This window comes from Bifidobacterium eulemuris, assembly GCF_014898155.1.
Lineage (GTDB): Bacteria > Actinomycetota > Actinomycetes > Actinomycetales > Bifidobacteriaceae > Bifidobacterium > Bifidobacterium eulemuris.
On record NZ_CP062938.1, the window covers coordinates 931,802 to 954,608 of the forward strand.

Annotated in this window: 21 protein-coding genes and 1 tRNA gene; 8 read left to right on the top strand and 14 right to left on the bottom strand. The window is 64.2% G+C overall.

Features of this window, described 5'->3' with window-relative positions; translation table 11 throughout:
• Positions 1 to 50: 50 nt before the first annotated feature.
• The 3 genes from purK to BE0216_RS04270 all read right to left on the bottom strand — a co-directional run bounded on the left by purK (position 51) and on the right by BE0216_RS04270 (position 2,805).
• Positions 51 to 1,208: a 5-(carboxyamino)imidazole ribonucleotide synthase gene (gene purK / locus BE0216_RS04260; RefSeq protein WP_094636777.1), complete on the bottom strand. Its 1,158-nt coding sequence runs from the start codon at positions 1,206 to 1,208 to the stop codon at positions 51 to 53.
• Positions 1,192 to 1,695 (bottom strand): 5-(carboxyamino)imidazole ribonucleotide mutase, encoded by a 504-nt coding sequence (purE, locus tag BE0216_RS04265; RefSeq protein WP_169714263.1) that lies wholly within the window; start codon positions 1,693 to 1,695, stop codon positions 1,192 to 1,194. Before purE ends, purK begins: the two co-directional genes overlap by 17 nt.
• Before the next feature lie 114 nt (positions 1,696 to 1,809).
• Entirely contained in the window at positions 1,810 to 2,805 is a 996-nt protein-coding gene (locus BE0216_RS04270) for a zinc-binding dehydrogenase (protein WP_094636775.1), read from the bottom strand.
• Positions 2,806 to 3,142: 337 nt separating this feature from the next.
• On the opposite strand from BE0216_RS04270, the gene BE0216_RS04275 reads away from it, so the two are divergent.
• A complete protein-coding gene (locus BE0216_RS04275; protein ID WP_169714262.1) occupies positions 3,143 to 5,101 on the top strand; it encodes a 1-deoxy-D-xylulose-5-phosphate synthase in 1,959 nt (652 codons plus the stop codon).
• 16 nt (positions 5,102 to 5,117) lie between these two features.
• Here the strand turns inward: BE0216_RS04275 and BE0216_RS04280 are convergent, their stop codons facing one another.
• The 4 genes from BE0216_RS04280 to BE0216_RS04295 form a co-directional block, all read right to left on the bottom strand.
• Positions 5,118 to 6,566: an ABC transporter permease gene (locus tag BE0216_RS04280; protein WP_094636773.1), complete on the bottom strand. Its 1,449-nt coding sequence runs from the start codon at positions 6,564 to 6,566 to the stop codon at positions 5,118 to 5,120.
• Position 6,567: 1 nt separating this feature from the next.
• Positions 6,568 to 7,845, bottom strand: coding sequence for a COG1361 S-layer family protein (locus BE0216_RS04285; RefSeq protein ID WP_226805696.1), 1,278 nt, complete (start codon positions 7,843 to 7,845; stop codon positions 6,568 to 6,570).
• A 57-nt stretch (positions 7,846 to 7,902) separates the two neighbouring features.
• On the bottom strand, positions 7,903 to 8,709 hold the full coding sequence (locus BE0216_RS04290; protein ID WP_226805697.1) for an ABC transporter ATP-binding protein: 807 nt from the start codon (positions 8,707 to 8,709) through the stop codon (positions 7,903 to 7,905).
• 154 nt (positions 8,710 to 8,863) lie between these two features.
• Positions 8,864 to 9,196, bottom strand: coding sequence for a winged helix-turn-helix transcriptional regulator (locus BE0216_RS04295; RefSeq protein WP_094636772.1), 333 nt, complete (start codon positions 9,194 to 9,196; stop codon positions 8,864 to 8,866).
• A gap of 143 nt (positions 9,197 to 9,339) precedes the next feature.
• Between BE0216_RS04295 and BE0216_RS04300 the strand changes: the two genes are divergently transcribed.
• The 4 genes from BE0216_RS04300 (at position 9,340) to BE0216_RS04315 (ending at position 12,199) form a co-directional block, all read left to right on the top strand.
• Positions 9,340 to 9,966, top strand: a complete 627-nt coding sequence (locus BE0216_RS04300) for an SDR family oxidoreductase (RefSeq protein ID WP_072726567.1) — start codon at positions 9,340 to 9,342, stop codon at positions 9,964 to 9,966.
• 295 nt (positions 9,967 to 10,261) lie between these two features.
• Positions 10,262 to 11,065: a protein-ADP-ribose hydrolase gene (locus tag BE0216_RS04305; RefSeq protein ID WP_094636771.1), complete on the top strand. Its 804-nt coding sequence runs from the start codon at positions 10,262 to 10,264 to the stop codon at positions 11,063 to 11,065.
• Entirely contained in the window at positions 11,046 to 12,008 is a 963-nt protein-coding gene (locus BE0216_RS04310) for an SIR2 family NAD-dependent protein deacylase (protein WP_094636770.1), read from the top strand. Before BE0216_RS04305 ends, BE0216_RS04310 begins: the two co-directional genes overlap by 20 nt.
• Before the next feature lie 117 nt (positions 12,009 to 12,125).
• Positions 12,126 to 12,199 (top strand) — tRNA-Arg (locus tag BE0216_RS04315).
• A 65-nt stretch (positions 12,200 to 12,264) separates the two neighbouring features.
• On the opposite strand, the gene BE0216_RS04320 is transcribed toward BE0216_RS04315, so the two are convergent.
• Together BE0216_RS04320 and BE0216_RS04325 are read right to left on the bottom strand one after the other, a co-directional pair.
• Positions 12,265 to 13,053 carry an SDR family NAD(P)-dependent oxidoreductase gene (locus BE0216_RS04320; protein WP_094636769.1) on the bottom strand — a complete coding sequence of 263 codons (789 nt, stop codon included), beginning with the start codon at positions 13,051 to 13,053 and terminating at the stop codon, positions 12,265 to 12,267.
• A 76-nt stretch (positions 13,054 to 13,129) separates the two neighbouring features.
• The gene (locus BE0216_RS04325) at positions 13,130 to 14,029 is read right to left on the bottom strand and encodes an N-acyl homoserine lactonase family protein (protein ID WP_226805698.1); all 900 of its coding nucleotides are present in this window, start codon (positions 14,027 to 14,029) and stop codon (positions 13,130 to 13,132) included.
• Positions 14,030 to 14,195: 166 nt separating this feature from the next.
• Here BE0216_RS04325 and BE0216_RS04330 point away from each other — a divergent pair, with 166 nt between their 5' ends.
• Positions 14,196 to 14,906 carry a hypothetical protein gene (locus BE0216_RS04330; protein ID WP_094636768.1) on the top strand — a complete coding sequence of 237 codons (711 nt, stop codon included), beginning with the start codon at positions 14,196 to 14,198 and terminating at the stop codon, positions 14,904 to 14,906.
• Between the two features lie 35 nt (positions 14,907 to 14,941).
• On the opposite strand, the gene BE0216_RS04335 is transcribed toward BE0216_RS04330, so the two are convergent.
• The 5 genes from BE0216_RS04335 to BE0216_RS04355 all read right to left on the bottom strand — a co-directional run bounded on the left by BE0216_RS04335 (position 14,942) and on the right by BE0216_RS04355 (position 20,729).
• Entirely contained in the window at positions 14,942 to 15,487 is a 546-nt protein-coding gene (locus BE0216_RS04335; RefSeq protein WP_094636767.1) for a DUF805 domain-containing protein, read from the bottom strand.
• A 238-nt stretch (positions 15,488 to 15,725) separates the two neighbouring features.
• Positions 15,726 to 16,493 (bottom strand): LytR/AlgR family response regulator transcription factor, encoded by a 768-nt coding sequence (locus BE0216_RS04340; RefSeq protein WP_226805811.1) that lies wholly within the window; start codon positions 16,491 to 16,493, stop codon positions 15,726 to 15,728.
• Entirely contained in the window at positions 16,466 to 16,852 is a 387-nt protein-coding gene (locus BE0216_RS04345; RefSeq protein ID WP_094636765.1) for a hypothetical protein, read from the bottom strand. The genes BE0216_RS04340 and BE0216_RS04345 overlap by 28 nt, the downstream gene beginning before the upstream one ends.
• Positions 16,853 to 16,951: 99 nt before the next feature.
• Complete coding sequence (locus BE0216_RS04350) at positions 16,952 to 18,145, bottom strand: SLC13 family permease (protein WP_094636764.1); 1,194 nt, start codon at positions 18,143 to 18,145, stop codon at positions 16,952 to 16,954.
• A 157-nt stretch (positions 18,146 to 18,302) separates the two neighbouring features.
• The gene (locus tag BE0216_RS04355; protein WP_094636763.1) at positions 18,303 to 20,729 is read right to left on the bottom strand and encodes an alpha-L-arabinofuranosidase C-terminal domain-containing protein; all 2,427 of its coding nucleotides are present in this window, start codon (positions 20,727 to 20,729) and stop codon (positions 18,303 to 18,305) included.
• 168 nt (positions 20,730 to 20,897) lie between these two features.
• Here BE0216_RS04355 and BE0216_RS04360 point away from each other — a divergent pair, with 168 nt between their 5' ends.
• Both BE0216_RS04360 and BE0216_RS04365 read left to right on the top strand, forming a co-directional pair.
• The gene (locus BE0216_RS04360; protein WP_094636762.1) at positions 20,898 to 21,767 is read left to right on the top strand and encodes a MurR/RpiR family transcriptional regulator; all 870 of its coding nucleotides are present in this window, start codon (positions 20,898 to 20,900) and stop codon (positions 21,765 to 21,767) included.
• 256 nt (positions 21,768 to 22,023) lie between these two features.
• Entirely contained in the window at positions 22,024 to 22,806 is a 783-nt protein-coding gene (locus BE0216_RS04365; RefSeq protein ID WP_094636761.1) for an ABC transporter ATP-binding protein, read from the top strand.
• Position 22,807 lies beyond the last annotated feature (1 nt).

Genomic DNA, 22,807 nt, shown 5'->3' on the forward strand with positions numbered 1-22,807 from the left:
GTTCGTCGGCGGGCGGCCGGGCGCGACCGGCCCGGCGCCCGCCATCCTCGTTATCGCAGATCGTCCCAGCAGCCGGTGGCCTCAAGGGCCGCCACGGCCGCGGCGGTGTCGTCGGCGAGCACGGTGATATGGCCCATCTTGCGGTCGTGGCGGCTTTCCGCCTTGCCGTAATCATGCACGTTCCACTCCGGATGTTCGCAGATCAGCGCACGGGTCGGTTCGACGTGCTGGCCGAGCACGTTGACCATCACGGCCGGGCTCAGCAGCTTCGGCTGCGGCATGGGCCAGCCGGCGATGCCGCGCACATGCGCGTCGAACTGGTCGATGGAGCACGCCTCAATCGTGTAATGCCCCGAATTGTGGGGGCGCGGGGCGAGCTCGTTGACGATCACACGGCCGTCTTCGGTCACGAACAGCTCGATGGCGAGCGTGCCTGCGAGCGCGAAGCCATCCGCCAATCGCAGGGCCAGTTCATGGGCGGCCTGGGCCACATCCTCACTCACTTCGGCTGGAGCGATGGTCATATGCAGAATGTTGTTGCGATGTTCGTTGCGCACGATGGGGAATGTGACGAAATCCTTGCCGTTGCCGGCCACAAGGATGCTCGCCTCGAACGCGAAATCGACAAAACCCTCGAGGATGCTCGGCGCGAAATCCTCAAAACCGCGTACCTCATCCAGATCGGCCGTCGAACGCAGCACGGTCTGCCCATGGCCGTCGTAGCCGCCAGAGCGGGTTTTGAGCACCGCCGGATAGCCGATCTCGCCGAGCGCCGATTCGAGCTCGCCGATGGAGTTCACCGCACGCCAAGGCGCGGTGTCGGTGCCGTGGTCGTTGATGAACTGTTTTTCGTTGACGCGGTCCTGCGTCACGCGCAGCAGGTCGGTGCCCTGCGGCGCGGCGGCCAGATGGCGCACCTCATCGATGGCGTCCGCGTTCACGTTCTCGAATTCGTAGGTGAGCACGTCGCAGCGTTCCGCCAGTTCGCGAATGGCGGCTGTGTCGTCGTAGGCGGCGGTCACCTGGAAATCGGCAACCTGCGCGGTCGGGCAGTTCTCCGTGGGGTCGAGCACGCCAACCTTGAATCCCATATAGCGGGCGCTTAGGGCCATCATGCGGCCAAGTTGGCCGCCACCGACGATGCCGATGGTGGAGCCGGGCATCAACGCGGACACGCGCCCTTTGGTTTCCTCAGACAAGCTGGGCATTGGATTCCTCCACCTTGTCCTTCAATCCGTCGCGGTATTCCTGCAAGGCCTTGGCCAGACGCTCGTCGGTGGTCGACAGGATGCTCACCGCCAGCAGGCCGGCGTTGGTCGCGCCCGAATTGCCGACCGCGGTGGTGGCCACGGGGATGCCGCCCGGCATCTGCACGATGGACAGCAGCGAGTCCCAGCCGGAAAGCGCGTGGGAGCGCACCGGAACGCCGATCACCGGCAGCGTGGTCTGCGCGGCGACCATGCCGGGCAGATGGGCGGCCCCGCCGGCACCGGCGATGATGACCTTGAATCCCTTGGCGCGGGCCTCATGCGCGAACTGCCCCATCAGTTCAGGCGTGCGGTGCGCGGAGATGACCTGCTTGTGATAGGGAACCTCGAACTGGTCGAGCACGTCGCAGGCGCGTTTCATGGTCTCCCAGTCGCTGGACGAGCCCATGATCACCGCCACTTCGGGTGTGGTTGCATTGTCCGCCATTATCATTTACCTCCGGTTATTGAGAATCCGACTCCACTGTACGCCGCGAGGGCGAAGAATCATAGCCCTTCCGCGGTTCCCGCATCCAGTTGGCACCGACAGTGCGAGAGCCAATCAGTCCGCGATCGCGATGGCGACCTTGCCGAACACGTCGCCGTCGATGACCTTCCTGAACGCGGCGGGCGCGTCGGCGAGCGCATAGGTCGAATCGATCACGGGATGCAGGTCAGCATGCTCGACGAAACGCAGCAGGCGGGCGAAATCCTCACGAGAGCCCATGGTGTTGCCCTGCACGCGGATGTCCTGGAAGAACACGCGGGTGAGTTCCGCGCCGGGCTGGTCGCCGGTGGTGGCGCCGCAGATGGCGATGGTGCCGCCGGGACGCACCGATTTGACGGAATGGCTCCAGGTGGCCGCGCCCACCGATTCGATCACCGCGTCGACCTTTTTCGGCAGCCGCGCGCCGGCCTCGAACACGGCATCCGCGCCGAGCTCCAGCGCTTTGGCGCGCTTGGCCTCGTCGCGCGAGGTGACAAGCACCTCGAGTCCGGCCGCATGGGCGAGTTGGATGGCGGCGGTGGAGACGCCGCCGCCCGCGCCTTGGACGAGGATCGTGTCGCCGGGCTTCACGTTCGCGGCGGTGAACACCAGCGAATAGGCGGTCAGCCAGCTGGTGCCGAGCGCGGCGGCCTCGACCATGCTCAGGTTCTTCGGCTTGGCGAATACGTTGGCGCTGGGCACCGAGGTTTTTTCGGCTATGGTGCCGGGATAGCATTCGGACAGGATGGTGCGGCGTTCGCCAGGTAGCACGCCGTTGCCGTCGTTGCCCACGAAGGTGTAGAGCACGACCTCATCGCCGGCTTTGAGGCCTTTGCGCACGGGGATGTCCTCGTCAAGGACGCCGGCCGCATCGGTGCCGAGGATCATCGGCGTCTGTGCGGCGGCAAGGCCCACACCTTTGAGACTCCATACGTCGTGATGGTTGACGGTGGCCGCCTTGACGGAGATGGTGGACCAGTACGGGCGGGGTTCGGGTTCGGGCTGCTCGCCCACTTCGAGCATGTCCAGCGGGTTGTCGTAGTCGACTCCTGACGCGTATACGGCCTTCATTGTGCGCTCCTTGCGATCCGGGCCGGCCCCCATGGCCGTCCGTCTGACCATATTACGACCGGGGTCGCACGAGGTTCCATCACCCAGACGCCCGTGCGACTTTCTCGCACATGATTCGAACAATCGAACATCACCCATTATGGCGGAATTCCAGGATTTCCGACGGTTTCATGTGCGTTTTCGAAGCGCGGGAGGGTCGCACGGACGCGATCGGACCGGCGGTTCGTGCGACGGGACATTAGGAGATGTTGGGGGCATTCGCCCAAAACGCCTCTTTTCGACCACCCACGGTCATATCATGCACTTTCGGCACAGCGAACGGAAAGGAGCCGAGGGTATGAGTGGCGCATTATTGGGGACCATCACCAGCCCAGCCGACGTGAAGGCGCTTTCGGCCGACCAGCTGCCCCAATTATGTGCGGAAATCCGCCGGACGTTGCTTGACTATGGCAAGGCGCACGGCGGGCATATCGGTTCGAATCTCGGCATGGTCGAGGCGACGGTCGCCCTGCACCGCGTGTTCGACTCGCCCCGCGACCGCATCGTCTTCGACGTGTCGCACCAAAGCTATGTGCATAAGATGCTCACCGGACGCGCCGCCGCCTACCTCGACACGGAGCGTTACGACGAGGTGACGGGATTCACCAATCCGCTCGAAAGCGAGCATGACCATTTCGTGCTGGGACACACCGGCACCTCCATCTCGCTGGCCTGCGGTCTGGCGAAAACGCGTGATATGGCGGAGCAGACGGCATCGGCCGCCGCAGGAGGGAACGGACTCCCCCCGATCGGCAATGTGATCGCCGTGATCGGCGACGGTTCGCTCAGCTCCGGCATCGCCTTCGAGGGATTGAACAACGCGGCCGAGCAGGGCGGCAATCTGATCATCATCGTCAACGACAACGAGATGTCCATCGCGGGCGATTTCGGCGGCATGTACGGACCGCTGGCGCGTCTGCGCGCTTCGGGAGGCACCGCCCAACCCAACATCTTCCAAGCGTTCGGCTTGGACTACCGTTACGTCGAGGACGGCAACGACGTGGCCGCGCTGGTCGACGCCTTCGAGGGGGTCAGGGATATCGACCATCCCATCGTGCTGCATATCCATACGTTGAAGGGACTGGGATTGAATCCCGCGCCCACCGGGGATACCGCCGCCCCCCAACCTTCGACGTCGTCTCGCGAAGACGCGCCCTGGCATTCCGACCTGTGCGATCTGTCCGACCGCGACCTGCACGCGGGCCAGTGCGAGGCCTCGCACTGGCAGTCGCCGGACGCCGCGGCGGACCGCCCGGACGATCCCCGCAAGCATTACGGCAAACTCGCCATGGCCGTGCTGGAGGCACGTTTCGAACGCGAGCCGGGACTGGTGGTCATCTCCCCCGCCACCCCGGGCTCGAACGGCATCACCCACGCGTTCCGCGAGCGCGCGGGCCGGCATTACGTGGACACGGGCATCACCGAAAGCCATGCGGTGGCGTTCGCCTCCGGCATCGCCAAAGCGGGCGGCGTTCCGGTATTGGCCACCACGGCGTCGTTCTTCCAGCGCGCCTACGATCAGCTGCAGCAGGAGCTGGCGTTGAACGGCACGCGCGTGACGCTGCTGGACTTCCTCGGCGGACTGTCCGGTTCCGACAACACGCATTCCGGAGCGTTCGACATCGCCATGTTCGCCAACATCCCGGGATTGACCTGTCTGGCACCCACCAGCGAGCGGGAGTTCCTCGACATGCTCGCATGGTCCACCGGTCCGGCGAGCACCGGCCCGGTGGTGATCCGCGTTCCCGGCGAGCCGATTCTCGCGGCCGAACGGGCGGGTTACTATCCACTGTTCGCGGCCGAAACCGACACGTCCGCCGCGGACGATTACACCGGCTATCGAATCACGCATGCCGGCGGCGACGTCGCGATTCTGGGCTTGGGCAACACGTATCCGCTGGCCGAGCAGGTCGCGGCCGCGCTGCGGGAGAGGCACGGCATCGACGCGACGGTGGTCAACCCGCGGCAGTGCTCGACGCTGGACACGCGCACGCTGGAAGGCCTGCGCGATGCCCATCGGTTGGTCGTCACGTTGGAGGACGGTCAGCTTGAGGGCGGTTGGGGTGAGAAGATCACCGCCTATTACGCGAATGCGGACTCGCGCACGCCCACACGCGCCGGAGATGTTACCGCGATGCGTGTGCTCAACTTCGGCGCGGCCAAGGAGTTCACCGACCGCGTGCCGCTGGCGGAGCTCGACGCCCGCTATGGTCTGACCGAAGACAATATCGTCGCGGCCGTGCTCGCCGCGCTCTGAAGGGTGCGACCGCGCGTCACTCGCTGTTTTTGATGGCATCCAATGCTGGGATGCGCACGGCCTTGTTGGCCGGGCCGAATCCCGCGATCACACCGACCAGCATCGAGAACAGCACCGCCGCGAGGAACAGCCACCATGGGATCACCGACACGCGGGTCACATCCTCGCCGCCGACGATCGCATGCCACAGATTGTCGGGAGTCGGCCCGCCCAATGCGAAGATGTTGATACCCCATGAGACCAGTCCGGAGATCACGCAGCCGACCAGGCCTCCGAACAAGCCGATCGCGCCGGCCTCGCCGAGGAACATCACGCGGATGTCGCGCACATAGCAGCCGAGCGCCTTCATGATGCCGATCTCACGCGTGCGTTCGGCCACCGACATGATCATCGTGTTCGCGATGCCGATCGCGGCCACGAAAAACGCCACCGCGCCGATGCCGCCCAGCGCCAACTGGATGCCGCGCGACTGCTCCTCGATGCTTTTGCGTATCTCCTCGTATGATGAGGTGTTGAAACCCATCGCCTTGATCTGCGCCTCCACTTCGGGCACGTCGGACAGGTCGGCGGTTTTGACCAGCACCTGGTTGTAAGTCGTGGATTTCTCCGCGCTCGACGGGTCGATCTTGGCCGTCAGTTTTTTGAGATCGTCGAGACTCATGATGATGCCGGACGAGGTGGTGTATCCCTTGTTGTAATCCTCCTTGAGCACGCCCACCGGAGTGTATTCGACGGTTTGCGTGGCCGATGCGCCGGATGAGCCGCCCGTCGCGCCGCCGCCCATACCGTTCATAGTGCCGCTCATGCCGCCGTCGTAGTCCACGCCGGTGGTGAGCTGGAGTGTGGTCGTCAGCGGGTCGAAGAAGGGGTCGTCGCCCTCGTTCTCCTGGCAGCCGTTCTCGTCGCATATGTATTCGCCCGGACGGCTGCGCATGTTGTTCATTTCGGAGGCGAAGCGGTCGATGAAATCGTAGGCGGTGTATTCGCCCACCAGCACTTCTCCGGATTTCAGCGGCGCGCGCCCGTCGAGCAGTTCGTAGCCCATCTGGTCGAGCTGGGTGGTGTCGATGCCCATCACGGAGATGTACTGCTGCGTATAGCGTCCGCCCGCGCCGGCGGAGGCGCTGGCGCTGTAGAAGAAGTCCGCCATCGGCGTCGCGCCGGAGACGCCGGCGATGGATCGGAAGGACTCCACGGCCTCATCGTCGAGTTTGGCGGACTCCCCCGTCCCGCCCGAATCGGATGAACCGCCTGACGAGCCGCCGCCGGCGTATACGGTGATGATGCTCAGGTCGCCCATGGATTCGAGCATCCGCTCGTTCTGCTCGTTGATGCCTTGGCCGATGGAGACCATCAGCACGATCGAACAGCAGCCGACGACCACGCCGAGCACGGTGAGGATGGTGCGCGATTTGCGGCGGAAGAGATTCTGCCGGCACAGGCGCAGGATGTCGCCGAACCGCATGTCAGCTCCGGTCCGACTCGCCGGCGGAGGGTGGGGCGACCTCGGAGGGCAGGTCGGCGAGGACCTGTGTCGTCGTCCCATCCGCATTGCCCGACGCACCCGGCTCGCCGGCGGCACCCGCAGCGCCCACGGTTCCCACGGGGACTGCGGAACCGGCGGACGCGTCGCCGCTCGCCCAGTCATCCCACTCCTCGTCGATGTCGGCATGCTTGCCGGCCTTGCGCTTCCTGCGACGCACCAACACCACCACCAACACGACCGCAGCGGCCACCGCAACGGCGGCGATCGCCCACACCCACCAGGCGACGCCCTGCTGCGGCTCGTCGATCACGCCGTCGTCGATCATGCCATCGTCGATGGGCATGGATTCCTGCACGTCGAGCGTGAGCGGGAACTCCTTGGTCTGGGACTGCCCGTCGGAATCCTCGTAGGAGACGCGCAGCTTCACCTCCGTGCTCCCGGCGGCCAGCGGTGTGAAGGCGAATCCGATCTGGCCGGTGGCACCGGAGGCCACATTGCCGAGATACTGGGTGCGCACCGCCGCGTCGACGCCGTCACCCTCGATGGCGGCCTCGACGTTGGAGATGTCGCCTTTGCCCTTGTTCACATATTCCATCGTGACGGTGGTCTCCTCGCCGGCGTTGACGACATCCGGCACCACCGGATCGTTGATTTGGAAACGGTCGGGTTGGCTCACCGGCACGGAGATCTTGATATCGGAGGAGTTCGAGGAGCGCATGCCGGCGTCCACATACTCGTAGCGGAAACTCACGGTGATGGGCTGGGCGCCGCTTTGCGCGCTGGAGACGGCCTGCATCGGCAGGCTTTGCGTCATCGTGTATCCGGCCCACAGCGAGTCGACGTAGAAGGTGTTCGTGCCGCCGGCGATGGCGAAGCTTTCGCCGCCGTCCACGGTCACCACCATGTTGGAAACGGCCACCTGTCCCATGTTCTGGAAGGTGAATCCGAGCGTGAATGAGCCGCCGACGGGCACCGAGCCGTCGCCGTAGGAGAAGTTGGTGATGATGACGTTCGGCACCGGTCCCGCGATGGAATCCGAATCCGAACCGTCGGAGACGGAGCCGTCGATCCCATCCACCACGGGAACGACGGTGCCTATGGCGGAGTCCAGTATGGCGGCGCCAGCGCGTTCGGAGGCGTCGGAACCGGCTTCGGCGAACGCGGCGGCGGGCGCGGCGAGGCAGACGACCATCATCAGCAGCAAAGCCAGCAGCGCGCACAGCGGCGCGATCGCCTTGCGGTGTCGGATATTCGGCATAGCGGTTGTTCCTTCTTCTTGTGGTGGTTCTCTTGAAGACCGGCGTCGAGGTTGTGTTCAGCGGTTCGGCGGCGCGGCCGGGCGATCGCCGTTCATCCGATCGCCGACGATGCGCCCGTCGAGGATGGTGACGATGCGGTCGGCATAGTCGGCCATCTGCGCGTCATGCGTGACCAGCACGATGGTTTGGTTGAAGTCGCGGGCGAAGGAGCAGATCATCTCCATCACGTCGTTTTTGGTTTTGGAATCGAGATTGCCGGTGGGTTCGTCGGCGAACACCACTTCAGGCCGGGCCACGAAGGCGCGTGCGATGCCGACGCGCTGCTGCTGGCCGCCGGACATCTGCTTGGGATAGTGGCCGAGCCGATGGCCCAGTCCGACGCGTTTGAGCGCGCCGCGGGCGATCGCCTCACGTTTGGCTTTGGGCATGCCCCGGAACATCAGCGGCATGGCCACGTTCTCGACGGCGGTGAGATTGGGCAGCAGATTGTAGGACTGGAACACGAAGCCGAGATGCCGCTGGCGGAAGGCGGCCAGCTCGCGTTCGTCGAGATTGGAGACGACCACGCCGCCGATGCGCACGCCGCCGCGCGTGGGTTTCTCCATGCCGGCCAGCTGGTTGAGCAATGTGGATTTGCCCGAGCCCGACTCGCCGAAGATGCAGCAGATCTGGCCGCGCGGGATGCTCAGGTTGATGCGGTCCAGCGCAACGACGGTCTCGTCGTCCACAGGATATTCCTTGCGCAGATTCTTGACTTCGATAATCGGATGGAGGGCGGTACCTGCGGTGCCCGCGATCTTCACCGCATCCGCCGCCCGCGCGACGCCGCCCGCATCGCCGCGCATATGCTCAACCGTCGCCATATGAGGCCTTTCTCACTCTCTCCTACCCGCTACGCGTCAGTATAGGCAACCTCGCGTGGCGGCGCATCCCTTAGGGGCTTTCCCTGATGGGCATGTAGCCATACGTCGACAAGATTCGACGGCGTCTGGCCGCACCTGCCCCACGCCTCATCGCTCAGCGCGCGCCGTGGTCTTTCTGATACTGCTCGCCCCACGCCTTCATCGCGTCGACGATGGGCTGCAGGCTTTTGCCGGTCGCGGTCAGCGAGTATTCGACGCGCGGCGGCACCTCGGCATACACCTTGCGCTTCACCAAACCGTCCTGTTCCATGGCGCGCAGATTCGAGGTCAACACCTTCTGCGAGATTTTGCCGACGGAACGCTGCAGTTCGCCGAAACGCTTCGCGCCGTCCATCAGATCACGCAGGATCAGCACCTTCCACCGATCGCTGATCAACATCAGGGTCGTCTCCACAGGACACGCCGGCAGATTGCTTTCTTGGGTCATTTGTCACCTCTTTTTTCGTTGGAAACTCACAATGCTTCCCTTTTGGTAAGTATAGCACTTTAGAGTGCCTACTTCCCAAAATATCCGTACATCATCTAAAGTAATCATTGTCAACGAAAACACTTCACATCAAGGAGCAACCTATGAAGATCGCAGTCGTCGCAGCGAATGGCAAGGCCGGCCAGCTTATCGTCAAGGAGGCCGTGGATCGCGGCCTCGACGTCACCGCGGTGGTGCGCGGCGAGAACAAAACCGTGGCCGAGAACGTGCTGGTCAAGGACCTGTTCGACCTGACCGCCGCCGACCTCGCCGGCTTCGACGTGGTCGTGGACGCCTTCGGCGCCTGGACCCCGGAGACCCTGCCGCAGCACACCACCTCGCTGATGCATCTGGCCGACATCCTCTCCGGCACCGACACCCGCCTGCTGGTGGTCGGCGGCGCCGGCAGCCTCTTCCTCGACGCCACCCACACCGCCCAGGTCCAGGATCTCGAATCCTTCCCGGAGGTCTTCAAGCCGCTCGCCAACGCGATGGGCAACCAGCTCGTCGAGCTGCGCAAGCGCGATGACGTGAACTGGACCTATGTGAGCCCGGCCGCCGATTTCCAGGCCGAGGGCGAGCGCAAGGGCGAGTATGTGCTCGCCGGCGAGGAGTACACCGCCGACGCCAACGGCGTGAGCGCGCTGAGCTACGCGGACTACGCCGTCGCCATGGTGGACCTCGCCGTCAACGGCGGCCATGTGCGCGAGCGCATCTCCGTGCGCTACTAATCCGCCCCTCAAGCGGAGATCGATCTCCCTTCCCGTCATCCAAGGCGGAGCACCTTCCGCCTTCCCGTCATCCTGAGCGGAGCGGAGCGTAGTCGAGGGATCTCCTGGCGCTACACCAACGAGATCCCTCGACTACGCGCTTCGCGCTCCGCTCGGGATGACGCACGTTCCAGACGATGAACGAGACGGTGACGTAGCGCGCTCCGCTCGGGATGACGCAGCGGAGGCCCTTCCACCCAGAATGACGGATAATTTTGACAGCCCTCCATCCGGAAGCGTGCAGCAAGGAGCAGTCATGACCGATTCCGAACTCAACGAGGCCTTGCGCGGTCTCATCCGCCTTATGCTCCAGGAGTGCGGCATGACGGCGGCCGACCACGCTTTGGACGAGCGGGATTTCGACCAGTTGTGGCCCACTTTCCGCGCGTTGGCGAACACCCGCGCGCCGATGGAGTCGTCTCCCGCGTTTCTGGAACCGCAGGATCGGGTGCTGCGCGAGCTCATCGCGCGCGCCGGCGTCACCGAAGCCGACGAGCTTCCCCGTACCAAAGCCGACGCGCGCCTGTCCGTCTGGCGCGGCGACATCACGACCTTGCGCGCGGACGCCATCGTAAACGCGGCCAATGCCGGCATGACCGGCTGCTGGTCGCCGAACCACCATTGCATCGACAATGCGATCCACACCTTTGCCGGCGTGCAGCTGCGTCTGGAATGCGCGCGGCTGATGGAATCCCAAGGCCATTCGGAACCCACGGGGCTCGCGAAATCCACCGCCGCATACAATCTGCCGGCGAAGCACGTCATCCACACCGTGGGCCCGATCGCGAACGGTGCCCCCACCGACGAGCATCGCGCGCAGCTCGCATCCTCGTACCATCATTGTTTGGATGAGGCGGCGCGGCTGGGTTGCGCGAGCCTCGCCTTCTGCTGCATCAGCACCGGCGTGTTCGGCTTCCCGCAACGCGAGGCCGCCGCCATCGCCGTGCGCGAGACGCGCGCATGGCTCGACGAGCATGCCGACGCGGGCGTCACCCATGTGGTGTTCAACGTGTTCGGTGACAAGGACGAAAGGATCTACCATGCCCTTCTGGACGCATAGGAAGCAGTCCGCGCAGTCCGGCGAGACCCTCGTCGCGGCGGATCCGCTGGCCGTGTCGGAGTCTTCGGAGACCGGCCGCGACGATTCCTCCTTCGGCGAGCCCAACGCGGACGACATCCTCGCCGAGGCTCGCGAGTTGATCATGGGCAGCGAACGTGTGCTCATCGGCGCGGGCTCGGGCCTGTCCACGGCGGCGGGATTGACGTATTCCGGCGAACGTTTCACCCGCAATTTCGGCCCGTGGATCGCCAAGTACGGTATATCCGACCTGTACTCCTCATCGTTCTACCCCTACCCCACCGACGAGGAACGGTGGGCGTATTGGGCGAAGCATGTGGATCTGAGCCGCTACGAGCCGCCGGCGATGCCGCTGTACCGCCAGCTGTTGGACGGCGTGCATGACAAGGACTATTTCGTGCTCACCACGAATGTGGACGCGCAGTTCGCCAAGGCGGGCTTCGACCCGTTCCAGATCTTCGCCACGCAGGGCGACTACGGCTTCATGCAGTGCATGCGAGGCTGCCACCAGCGTATCTATCCGCTGGACGATCTGGTGCCGCGGATGCTCGAGAGCACCGTGGACTGCGCGGTTCCCAGCGACCTGGTGCCGCACTGCCCGGTATGCGGCGGGCAGATGATGGTGCATTTGCGCTGCGACCAGTATTTCGTGCAGGACGAGGCGTGGTATGAGGCGCAGCGTCGCTACAACCGTTTCATCCAACAGCTGCAGGAGCGTCCTGATGTGCCGACCGTGCTGCTTGAGCTCGGCGTGGGCTGGAATACGCCCAGCATCATCCGCTTCCCGTTCGAGGCGATCGCCGCGATGCTCGACATTCCACTGATCCGCATCAACTATGACGACGCCCGCATCGACACTGCGGATGTGAGCCAAGGCTTCGAAATCCAGGACGACATCGCCGCCGTGCTGCCCAAACTCCTGTAGTCGGCACAACCCCCTGCCGGCCTGTCACCTTCATCAAGGCGACAGGCCGGCAGGCTTGGCCGAATCCAGGTGTCGCCGGAAGGGTACCGGTGTTGCTACAGTGGGTGACTGTTGTTTGGCCCCGTAGCTCAGCTGGATAGAGCATGTGACTTCTAATCTCAAGGTCGCCGGTTCGAGCCCGGCCGGGGTCACGAAAACACTGGAATCTCAATGATTTCCGGCTTCCATGCTTCCGTTTCGCACATGTCGGCGGACGCTACCGGTGCAAGGGATCGCCACCGTTCGCAACGGCCGCGAGACGTCGGGTGACGGCGCGCGGCAGAAGACGTTCGGCGACCGCTCCGGCTTTGGTGAGATGGCCGTGATAGACAAGGACATCGCCGCGCATCATCCGACGATAGGCGTATTCGGCGACTCGACGGGCGTTGGCTGGCCGGCCTACCGTGAAGAAGTTGCGGCCGCCCATCGAGGCCGCCTTGGCGAACCCGGTCGAGGTCGGGCCGGGACACACGCAGGTCACGCTCACGCCGGTGCCGCGCAGTTCGTGGGCCACCGCCTCCGAAAAGGAACACACGAACGCTTTGGAAGCGAAATACATCGCCATCCAAGGGCCCGCCATCATCGAGGAGATTGATGAGATATTGAGGATGCGCCCACGCCCGGCCTCGCGCATATCACGCCCATACCGGTAGGTGAGATCCGCGAGCGCGACCATATTCAGTTCCATCATCGCATGCTGACGGTTCCAATCGGCGTCGAGAAAGCCGGCCCAGTCCGCGAATCCCGCGTTGTTGACCAACGCTTCGACCGTCAAACCATGCGAGTTCGTGAAGTCGTGCAGCCTTCGGGGCGCATCGGCCTCGCTTAAATCGACTGGAAACACCACGACGCGAACGCCATAGCGCGACTCCACCACCGAACGGACCTGGTTCAGCCGCGCCTCGTCGCGCGCCGCGAGGATCAGATCGTATCCGTCCGCGGCGAACAGCACCGCGAGTTCGCGGCCGATGCCGCTCGACGCGCCGGTGACCAACGCATATCCCATAGCCGTTATCTCCTTCATCTTTGATATTCGCTTATTTTTCGCCGATTCGTCCGCGCCTTGCGCACGGACGCCCTCGTTAGAATTCGATGACGCGCGGCGTGTTGTCCGGATCGTGACAGGCCATGGACGCGATGCAGTCGAGGCTCATGCTCTGCTCGCGGATCCAGGCGAGGGAGCGCCGCTGCTCGGATTTGTCAAGCGAGATGCCGGAGGTGATCATATCCCGCCATGACCGGGTGGCGTAGCCGCCGTCTGCGAACAGCAGCACGTATTTGCCGCTCGGATTGGTGATTTTCACGGCCACCTGACCACGGGTATGGCCGGGGATGTTCACCAACTGCACGCTGTTGTCGCCGAACAGGTCGAACGAGCGCCGGCATGGCCCTTGGTCGTCGTTCCAGTCATACAGGTCGATGTTGCCCAATCCCGACCACCACTTGGAGCAGAAGCGGATCCGGTTGACGAGTCCCGGCTCGTTCGCGCCGTCCATTTCATCGCGTGCGATCATGATGCGTTTGGCGTCGGCGACGAGCTTCAGCCCGTTCGCATGGTCGCAGTCGAGGTGGGAGACGACCACATAATCAAGGTCGCTTGGGCGCAGTCCTTCGGCGGCGAGCTGTTCGTCGATGGTCTGGCCCGCGGCCACTTCGCCTTGGTTGACCTTGTACAGCGCCCATGAGCCGAGCGACGTGATCTGAGCTCGCCTGTCGTACACGCCGTCGGGGCTCATATCGCGATGCCAGCCGGTGTCCACAAGCACACGGCCTTTGGGCGTGGTGATGAGGAACGCGCATACGGGCAGCCACAGACGTTTGCTTGGCGGCACGAACACGCCGGAGCCTTTGACGATGCCGCAATGGTCGCCGCCGAACGGCAGATTCGGCGAGACCCGCACACGCCCGCATTGGAACACCCGCACCGAAAATCCCGTATGCATGTCGCTGTCGCGGCATGCGCCATCAGTCGTATAAGTCATGATCCCGCTCCTTCCGTAGGTCGCCTGTGTCACTGTCGCATGGAGACCGGAACGTCGGAAATCGCCGGTATCCACGCCATGGATTCCATTGAACACGTCGAGATACGGCGAAAGGCCGATTCCAGCGCTACACAAACGCGCGAAGTGTCCACTATGCTTAGGCGGCATGAGCGCCATCCACCCCTATGCGGCGACGGCGGACGATTATCCCGTGCCGGAGACGACCCCCGCCCGCGAATCCATAGAGTCCGCGATACTCGCCTATATGCGCGACACCGGCAAACCCGCGGCGGCCGCATCCGTCACCGAGATCTGCCGGCGTGCGTTCGTGGCGCGAAGCACGTTCTACGCGAACTATCGCAATGTCGATGAGGCGTTGGAGACCATCGAGAACCGTCTGGTGCGCGACATCCTCGATCGCAGCGCGTCCATGGTCGACCTCAAGGCCGGTCCGGAATCGGCCGTGGTCTCCTGCGCCAACGTGTTCGCGCTGATCCGCGAACGGGAGCCGGTGTTCCGCACACTGCTGCTTGATGTGCCCGACCCTCGGTTCGTCGATAAATGGAAAAAGGCGATATCCCATCATTTCTGGCGCAGGCTGTTCGCTCCGGCCAATGACGAGGCCGGAGCCGTCGGGATTTCCCGCGACGCCGACGCCGATACCGACGTCGGGCAGATCGGCGATTCCGGCGATGCGAGGTTCGCTCGCCGACGGCGCGGCCCCGCCACACTGAACAGGGCGCTTATGTTGGAGATGATCGCCAGCGCCGTCGTCGCCGCCTTCACATTCTGGCTGGCCCACCCCGATCAGGTGGAGCCGGCCGAAATCGATGGGCTGGTCGCGCGTCTGATCGTCGACATCGACGATATCTGGTGACGCGCGACCCCGGTCCAATCGGATCGCCGATCAGATTACTTGTCGAAGCGGGCGCCTTCGGGTTTGCTGGCACCCGCGTACAGCGCGAGGGCGAGGACGAATCCCACCAGAATCAGCACGATGCCTCCCACAACGAGTCCGAAGGCGGCATCGTCGCCGAGGGACGAGGCGCCATACCGGCTCAGTGCGTTGAGGCTCAGCGCCTGGCCGACGTAGCCGAACACGGACGGCAGCAGCACGAACCAGCCGGAGAGGTTCCTATCATGCAGACGGCGCACGGCCACGGACAGGCTGGGGATGATCGTGCCCAGCGTCCACACCACGCTCACCACGCCGACCACCATGGCCACGGAAAGCACCTGACCCAGCATGTTGAGGGCACTGTTGACGAGAACGCAGAACAGGTACGCCCACCAATATTCGCTACGGGAGGCGCGGCCGGAGAACGTGGCGTACTTCTTGAAGTAACGCACCACGGCACCGCCGAAGCCGATGCCGTAATACGGCTTGTTCAACGCGGGCTCGCCCGACGTCGTCACGGGGGCGGCGGTGGGAGGAGTCGAATATTCAGGCGCGGTCATGGAACCCTTCTTTCTTGCTCATTATGCGGAGGCCGACGGGAGCGGCCTGTGGCCATTATGTCAGCACACGCCCGCCCAGCACGCCTCCCAAGGCCTTCGAATGCCCGGCAAATCACGCGTCGGCTACCCCAAAAAGGGCATTATTCGCGATCCGCGGCTCCCACGCGTCCAGCGAACGGGACGCTCCGAGACACGACAAGCCGCGTTCGACCGGGAACTCCCGCCGTGACCGTTGGGTTCAACGATGATAGCGTTCGATGATGTCGTTCAGCATCCGACGGGTCCGCACATACTTCGACACGGGAATCGGCACCACCACACCGGAGGCCAATTCCAATTCGCTGCGTCGGATGGTAGTGACGTAATGCGCGTTGACCAGATAGCCGCGGTGCACGCGGCAGCAATACTCCGGCAACCGTTGCGAGAGTTCGACAAGCGAGATGTTGCAGAAGAACGCTTTGGTCAGCGTCACCACCTCACAACCGTGATTGCGGCTTTCCACATACATCAGAGTGCGCGGGTCGATATACAGCATCCGCCCGTTGCTGGATATGCCCACACGCCGCGAGTCCGCGTCCCCCACCGAGAGATTGCGCGCGATAAGAAACGCGGCCGCCCGCATCTGTGGAGACTGCCATATCAGTTTGCGTCTCCGGGAGCCCGCGAAGGACTCCGGGCCACACTCGCCGCCGGACCACGGGACAAAATCCCGCATAGGCACGCGGTCCTCCATACAATCGTACGCATCGGAATCGTCACATTCGCCGCCGGACGCAGAGTTCCCGACTCCGCCCGAAGGCCCGGCATGCGTCCGATTGGTCACCCGCTCGAAACCCATCATGGCTGCGGCTTCGCCCAATCCCTCGCCCTGCCATTCGAACGAATAGTGCTGCATGAGGATTTTCGCCGCGCCTTCCACCGCGCCATAGGTGATGGAGAACATGGTACGGAAACTGCGGCCGGCGCGACTCCCCTCCTTCAGACGGGTGATGAGGTTGCCGAACACCAACGCGGACTCCCCGCCGTGGCGCAGCGTATGGTATTCCTCTCGATCAGAATATCGGCCTTGGCGATGTGGACGAATTCACGAAAATGGTTTCTGATGGAATCTCCGCCGAACATCATCGACGCGCCGGATCCCAGCCAGACGGTTTGCGGGCACAGCAGTGAGTCCCAGAAGGTGCAGTCGCCGCGCAGGTGATAATCGTGCATCACCCGTCGGGTCATCTTCTCGACATCGAGAAGGGGGTCGTCCGCGTCCACGCCCGCGTCGGCGGCAGCGGAGTCGGAGGCGCCTTCGCAACGAGGTGGGGACGAATCGCCGGTTCGTATATGTTCCAGCTGATCATTCAGCTGATGTTCCATAACGCACCGCCCACAACGACTCCTCCAACTCGGCACCATCATATGTGGATGCGATCTGGGAATCCGGGGCACGGCACGCGGCCGTGACGCAAATCACATCTATTCGATGATCCAGCTCAAGCCCACGAGCACCACGAGGAACAGCACGTTCACCGCCGAATACACGGCGAGATACCGGCCTTTGCGGTCCGGATACTTCTTGGTGACGTTCTTGTAGGAGACCAGGGAGGCCATGGACGCGATCAGCGTGCCCATGCCGCCGAGGTTCGTGCCGATGATGAGCTCGCGCCACTGGTCGCAGAAGCCGGAGAGCAGCAGCGTGGTCGGCACGTTGCTGATGATCTGGCTACTGCCGACGGCCACCTCGAGCGGATGGTCGTTGACCAGGGAGGCGGCGAGCGTATAGAACTCCGGCACACGCTTCATATTGCCGATGAAGATGAAGAACATGACGAAGGTGAGCGGCAGTCCCCAGTCGACATGGCGGAAGGCGCGGCGGTCGGTGAACAGGAAGGTGGCGATTACGATCACGCACATCACCCACAGCGGGATGATGTCGCTGACGGCCAGCAGACAGACGAGGAACAGCGCCGCGTAGACGATGGTGCGCCAACCGCCGTAGCCCGCACCGTAGCCGGTGATGCGGATCTCATCGGGCTGGGGCTTGTCGGGTTCGGGGGCGAGCACGCCCTGCTCGATGCCCGCGCCGTCGAGGGATCGGAACTCGTCGACCGGCTGGCGGCCGAAGGCGAAGAAGATCACGACGAGCAGCAGCGCCGCCGCGGTGGCGGAATACGGAGCCATGATGCCGATCATCTCCAGCGAGGGCATGCCGGTGAGGGCCTTCAAATACAGGTTGTGCGCGTTGCCGATCGGGGTGAGCATGCTGCCCACGTTCGCGCCGATGGTCATCAGCGTGGCCACAAGAACCACGCGGTCCTCCATGTCGGCCATGGTGAGCACGGCGATGGCGAAGGGGATGAACGTGACCAACGCCACGTCGTTGGTGATCAGCATCGCGGAGAAGAAGGTGAGCGAAACCAGCGTGATGATCAGCCCGCGGGCGGTGCTGACCCTGTGCAGCAGGCGCGATCCGATGAAGCGGAACACGCCGATGCGCTGCAGACCGCACACCACCAGCATCAGGCAGACGAGCTGCAGGATGGTGCTGGCGTGCACGTAGTCCGCGTATTCGGCGTCCGGCGGCACGATGAAGCATGAGATCAACGCGAGGATGGCGGCGATAATGAGGATGGTCTCGTTCTTGACCACCTTGAGCAGCAGCTGGCGCATCAACCCTCCATGGAGTGTCGGTAAAGCACTCCATATCTTACGAGCCCATACGCCAAGCTACGTAGTTTCGGCGTGCTGTTTTCCGACGACTCCGCTGAAGGACACCGCCTCACCCCTACTGCCCGTTGCTTTCCGACACCGACCGGACGGCGTCGTCTCAACCGCGCAATGTGACGACGGTGACGCTATACGGGCGCAGGCTCACCGCGAGTTTCCCGGCGTTCGCCGCCAGACGCGACTCATGATGCGTGTGGGACAGCAGGCCGTGCCCTTCGCCCTCGTACCCCAAGGTGTTGCGATCGCCCGGATCGGCGTGAAGCACATCGATCTCCAGCAGGGTTCCGCGCGTCGGTCCAGTGGCCGCGTTCCGTTCCGCATCGTCGCCCTCCGCCGTCGCGGGCTTCGCGCCCAACGCGCGCAGTCCGCGGGACACGTCCAAAGTCGCGTTGATGCTCCGCGCGCCAGTGTTCACCATTTTGATATACCGCACGAACGTCGTGCCCTCCCGCGCCGAGGGATCGTCGCCGGTGGCCGAGACGAACAGGTCGCGCTGCGGCCGCATGTCCACCGGACCGGACGGGCGCTCGTCTCCCCCGCCGACGACGTCGCCGACCTCGCACGCATAGGCGGTCGCGCCCAAGCGCCCGGCGAACAGACGCGCCATCTCGTAGTTCACGGATGGCATCATGTGCGACGCGTTGAATTCGATGAGATTCTGCTCCCAGCCTTTGGCGGTGGCGTGGGCGAACAACGGCGCGTAGGAGGTCATGCGCACCACATCCGAATTGCGTTCGCAACCGGTGAGGAAGGCGGCTTCGGCGAGCGCGGTCCGCCAGGTGTTCGCCGTTTCGGGCTTCTGCGGCTGCCCGGCGAAGTAGCCGTTGGCCGAGTATTCGCCGAAGTAGACGCCCGCGCCGTCGCGCGGATACCCGTCGAAGCGCGTGGCCTGGGCGATGAACCATTCGGGGGAATGGTAGGAGTGCTCGTCCACGATCACCGCGTCGCCGGTGGCCGAGCCGATGGCGGGGAGCAGGCCGCCGTCGCATCCCCGGTGTCCGTCGCGCGGGGCGACGTCGTCGGCGAGCCCCTCTTGCGCAGTCGCGATCCGGGCCGAACCGCTCGCCGCGGGGCCGGTCGGCTGGTCGGCGATCCGCCGCGCGTGCTCCCAGCTGCGTCGCATCGTGGGCTTGAAGGGGAACAGGCCAGCGCTCATCACGCACAGCATATCGGGGTACCGTTCGTGGATGGCCCGCGAGATGATGTCGAATTTCTCCAGATAGTCCGGGCCGAAGTTCTCGTTGCCCACGCCCACCATATCCAGGCCGAACGGTTCGGGATGCCCCATATCGCGCCTTACCGCAGCCCATGCGCTGGTGTCGGGATCGCCGTTGGCGAATTCGATCAGGTCGAGGTAGTCCTGTACCACGTTGCTCCGGAAGGCCCGCGCGTCGGTGGGCATGTGTCTGGGGTCGCGGCCGGGCGACTGGCAGGCGATGCCGGCGAACAGGGTGGGCAATGGCTTGGCGCCCAGGTCCTCGCAGAGGCAGAAGTATTCGTAAAAACCAATCTGATAGCTTTGCGAATAGCTGGAGCCGTCCGGCGTTTTGAACGCCCAGATGGAGTATTGCTGGCGGCGGGCGGCCAATGCGCCCACGGTGTCCTTCCATCGGTATTCGTTGCCCGGGGTCACGCCTTCGACGATGCATCCTCCGGGGAAGCGCAGGAATGCCGGCTTCAGCGCGGCGATCGATTCGACCATATCGCGCCTGAGCTTGCCGTGACGCCATTTGGGGTCGCCCGCGCCCCAATACTCCGCGTCCATCAGTTCGACGCAGTCGAGATCGAACTCGCAGGCCGCACCGTTCACGATATCGATGCGCAGCTTGCCGTAATCGCCGCCCACTCCGCGCAACGTGAACCGCACATGCCGCCAGCCGCCGGTGCCTTTCGTCACGCGGGCGTCGGCCACGGAACTCGCGTCCACACGCGCGTCCACACGCGCATCCGCATCCCGTCCGGATCCCGCGTCGCAACGGATGTCCCCCACGTCCGTCAGCGGCAGCCCGTACCGGTCGACCACGCATACGCGCAGCGTCGCTTCTCCCGTCACGGGGCGCACCCATGCCGCGAATTCATAGAGCCGGCCGGGCTGAACCGCCATCGCGCAGCGCCCGGCATACGCGCCGCCGCCGTTGTATCCGAGGTTTTCGATGCGGGCGGCCGTCGCCGCGTTGGCACCGGCGGGCACGCTCACCCGCGCGTACCGGCTGTGGCGGTGCAGGGGCGGCGCCGGGCAGTCGGTGGGCACGCGCTGGCCATGCTCGCCGCGGATCTCACTGCCGCAGCTGGTCGCCGCGCAGCCTTCGAACCGCCAGAACCGCAAGGGATCGGCCTGGGTGCGCCAACGCTCGCCTCCGGCCAGACGCAGCGTGTGATGGTCGAGATACACGCCGTCGAAACTGTAGTTGTTCACCATATTGGCGTTGAGTCCGCCATCCGCGGACAGGTTGATGTCCTCGAAGAACACGCCATAGAGTCGATCGCTGACCGGATGCGTCGCATCACCCACACAAATCCTCACCATGCGCCCATTGTAGGGACGACGGGAGGCAAATTCACGAGGCGTTCATGTGCGTGTCACCCGCACGTCGCCCATCATCCTTCCCGCGCATACCTGAGGACTCTACGCTGGTGGGCACAACGGCGCGGATAAGGCCGTCCGTTCATAGATCGTGGATGAGGAGTCGGCATCATGCACACCCTGACGGGCATTCGTGAACGCATCGACCATGTGTACCCGAATCTGCGTCCTGCGGAACGGGCGGCCGCCTCCTACGTGCGGAACCATATCGCGCAGGCGGCGGAACTGACGGTGGGACAGCTGGCCGACGCCGCGCATGTGAGCCAGCCGACGGTGATCCGGTTCGCCCGCAAACTCGGATTCGGAGGATACCGTGAGCTGCGCTACGCGCTGCGCCATCCGGAGGCCGAGCATCGCGTGACCTTCGACCCGCTGTCGGGGTTCGACATCAATCCATGGGACAGCCCCGACGAGGTGCCGGCCAAGGCCATGGTCGGCATCTCCGCCGTGATCGACGAGCTGCGCCGGGCGCTTGACATCACGGCCTTTCGCAAAACATGCGCCGCGTTGCGGACGACCAGTCTCATCGACGTATATGCGGTGGAGAATTCGCTGGTGCCCGCCACCGACCTGTTCACCAAACTGTCCTATCTGGGATTGCCCTGCCGTCTCAACACGGACGCCTACTTGCAGCATATCGGCGCGGGGCATCTGCCACAGGACGCGGTGGCGGTCGCGATCTCGCATTCGGGAACCTCGGCGGACACGGTCGCGGCGCTGCGTCTGGCGAAGTCGGCGGGAGCGAAAACCATCGCCGTGACGAACACCCCTTCCTCCCCGCTTGCGGCGACGGCCGACATCACGCTGCTCACCGGCACCAACGAACATACGATCCATGGCAACGCGATCTTCTCGCGCGTGGCCGATGTGGCTTTGGTCGACATGCTGTACATGGGCGTGCTGCTCAGCGACTACGGCCGTTTCTCCACCGCGCTCGATGAGTCGGGCCGCATGATCCGCGACCGCGCGGTCAGCCTCTAGGCAGCGCATCCGGAATCGTCGAACGCATCCGCCGGCCCGATGGATGCGTTCGACGAGAGAGAACTACAAAACTTCATAAAAGCGACGTAGTTTCGCTTGCTGTTCACATTCATTTCCCATGGCTTTCCCCCAATCCGGCACCATACGCCAGTCCGCGGGGCGACGATGGTATCGGGCCGACGCCCACGCCGGATCGTCCGGCGACACCTGTCCTCCACGTCGGGAAGACGTGGCGCATCGTCAAGAAATGAGAACCATGCTCGAACTGAAGAACATCTCCAAGTCGTTTGGGGACGCACGCGTGCTCGACGACATCAGCCTGACGCTGGATGACGGCCAGATCATGTCGATCCTCGGCCCCTCGGGCGGCGGCAAAACCACCCTGCTCAACATCGTGCTCGGCATCACCGACGCGACCTCCGGCCGTCTCCTGCTCGACGGCGAGGATCTGACCGACGTGCCGATGGAGAAGCGCGGCTTCAACATCGTGTTCCAGGACTACGCGCTGTTTCCCAACCTCAACGCCTATGAGAACATCACCTACGGTCTGCGCAACCATCCGGGCGTCTCGACCGCGGATGAGATCCGCGAACTGATCGGACTGCTCGGTCTCGAAGAGCATCTGGACAAGCGGATCGACGAATTATCGGGCGGACAGAAGCAGCGCGTGGCGTTGGCCCGCACGCTGGTGATGAAGCCCCGGCTGCTGCTGCTCGACGAGCCGCTCGCCGCCCTCGACGGCGTGATCAAGGAGTCGATCAAAGCCAAAATCGCGCAGATCGTCGAGCAATACCGGCTCACGACGATCATGGTCACGCACGATCCGGAGGAGGCGTGCACGATGAGCGACCGCGTGCTCATCCTCAACGGAGGCCACATCGCGCAATATGACACCCCGGAGAACATCCTCGAACATCCGGCGAGCGATTTCGTCCGCTCGTTCATCCTGCGCCAGCTGGAGGTCAAACGCAACAACATCTACTCGCTGTTCAGCGACGACGGCGCGCGGCCTCTTGACGCCGCGGCACAGGAGGCGTGAG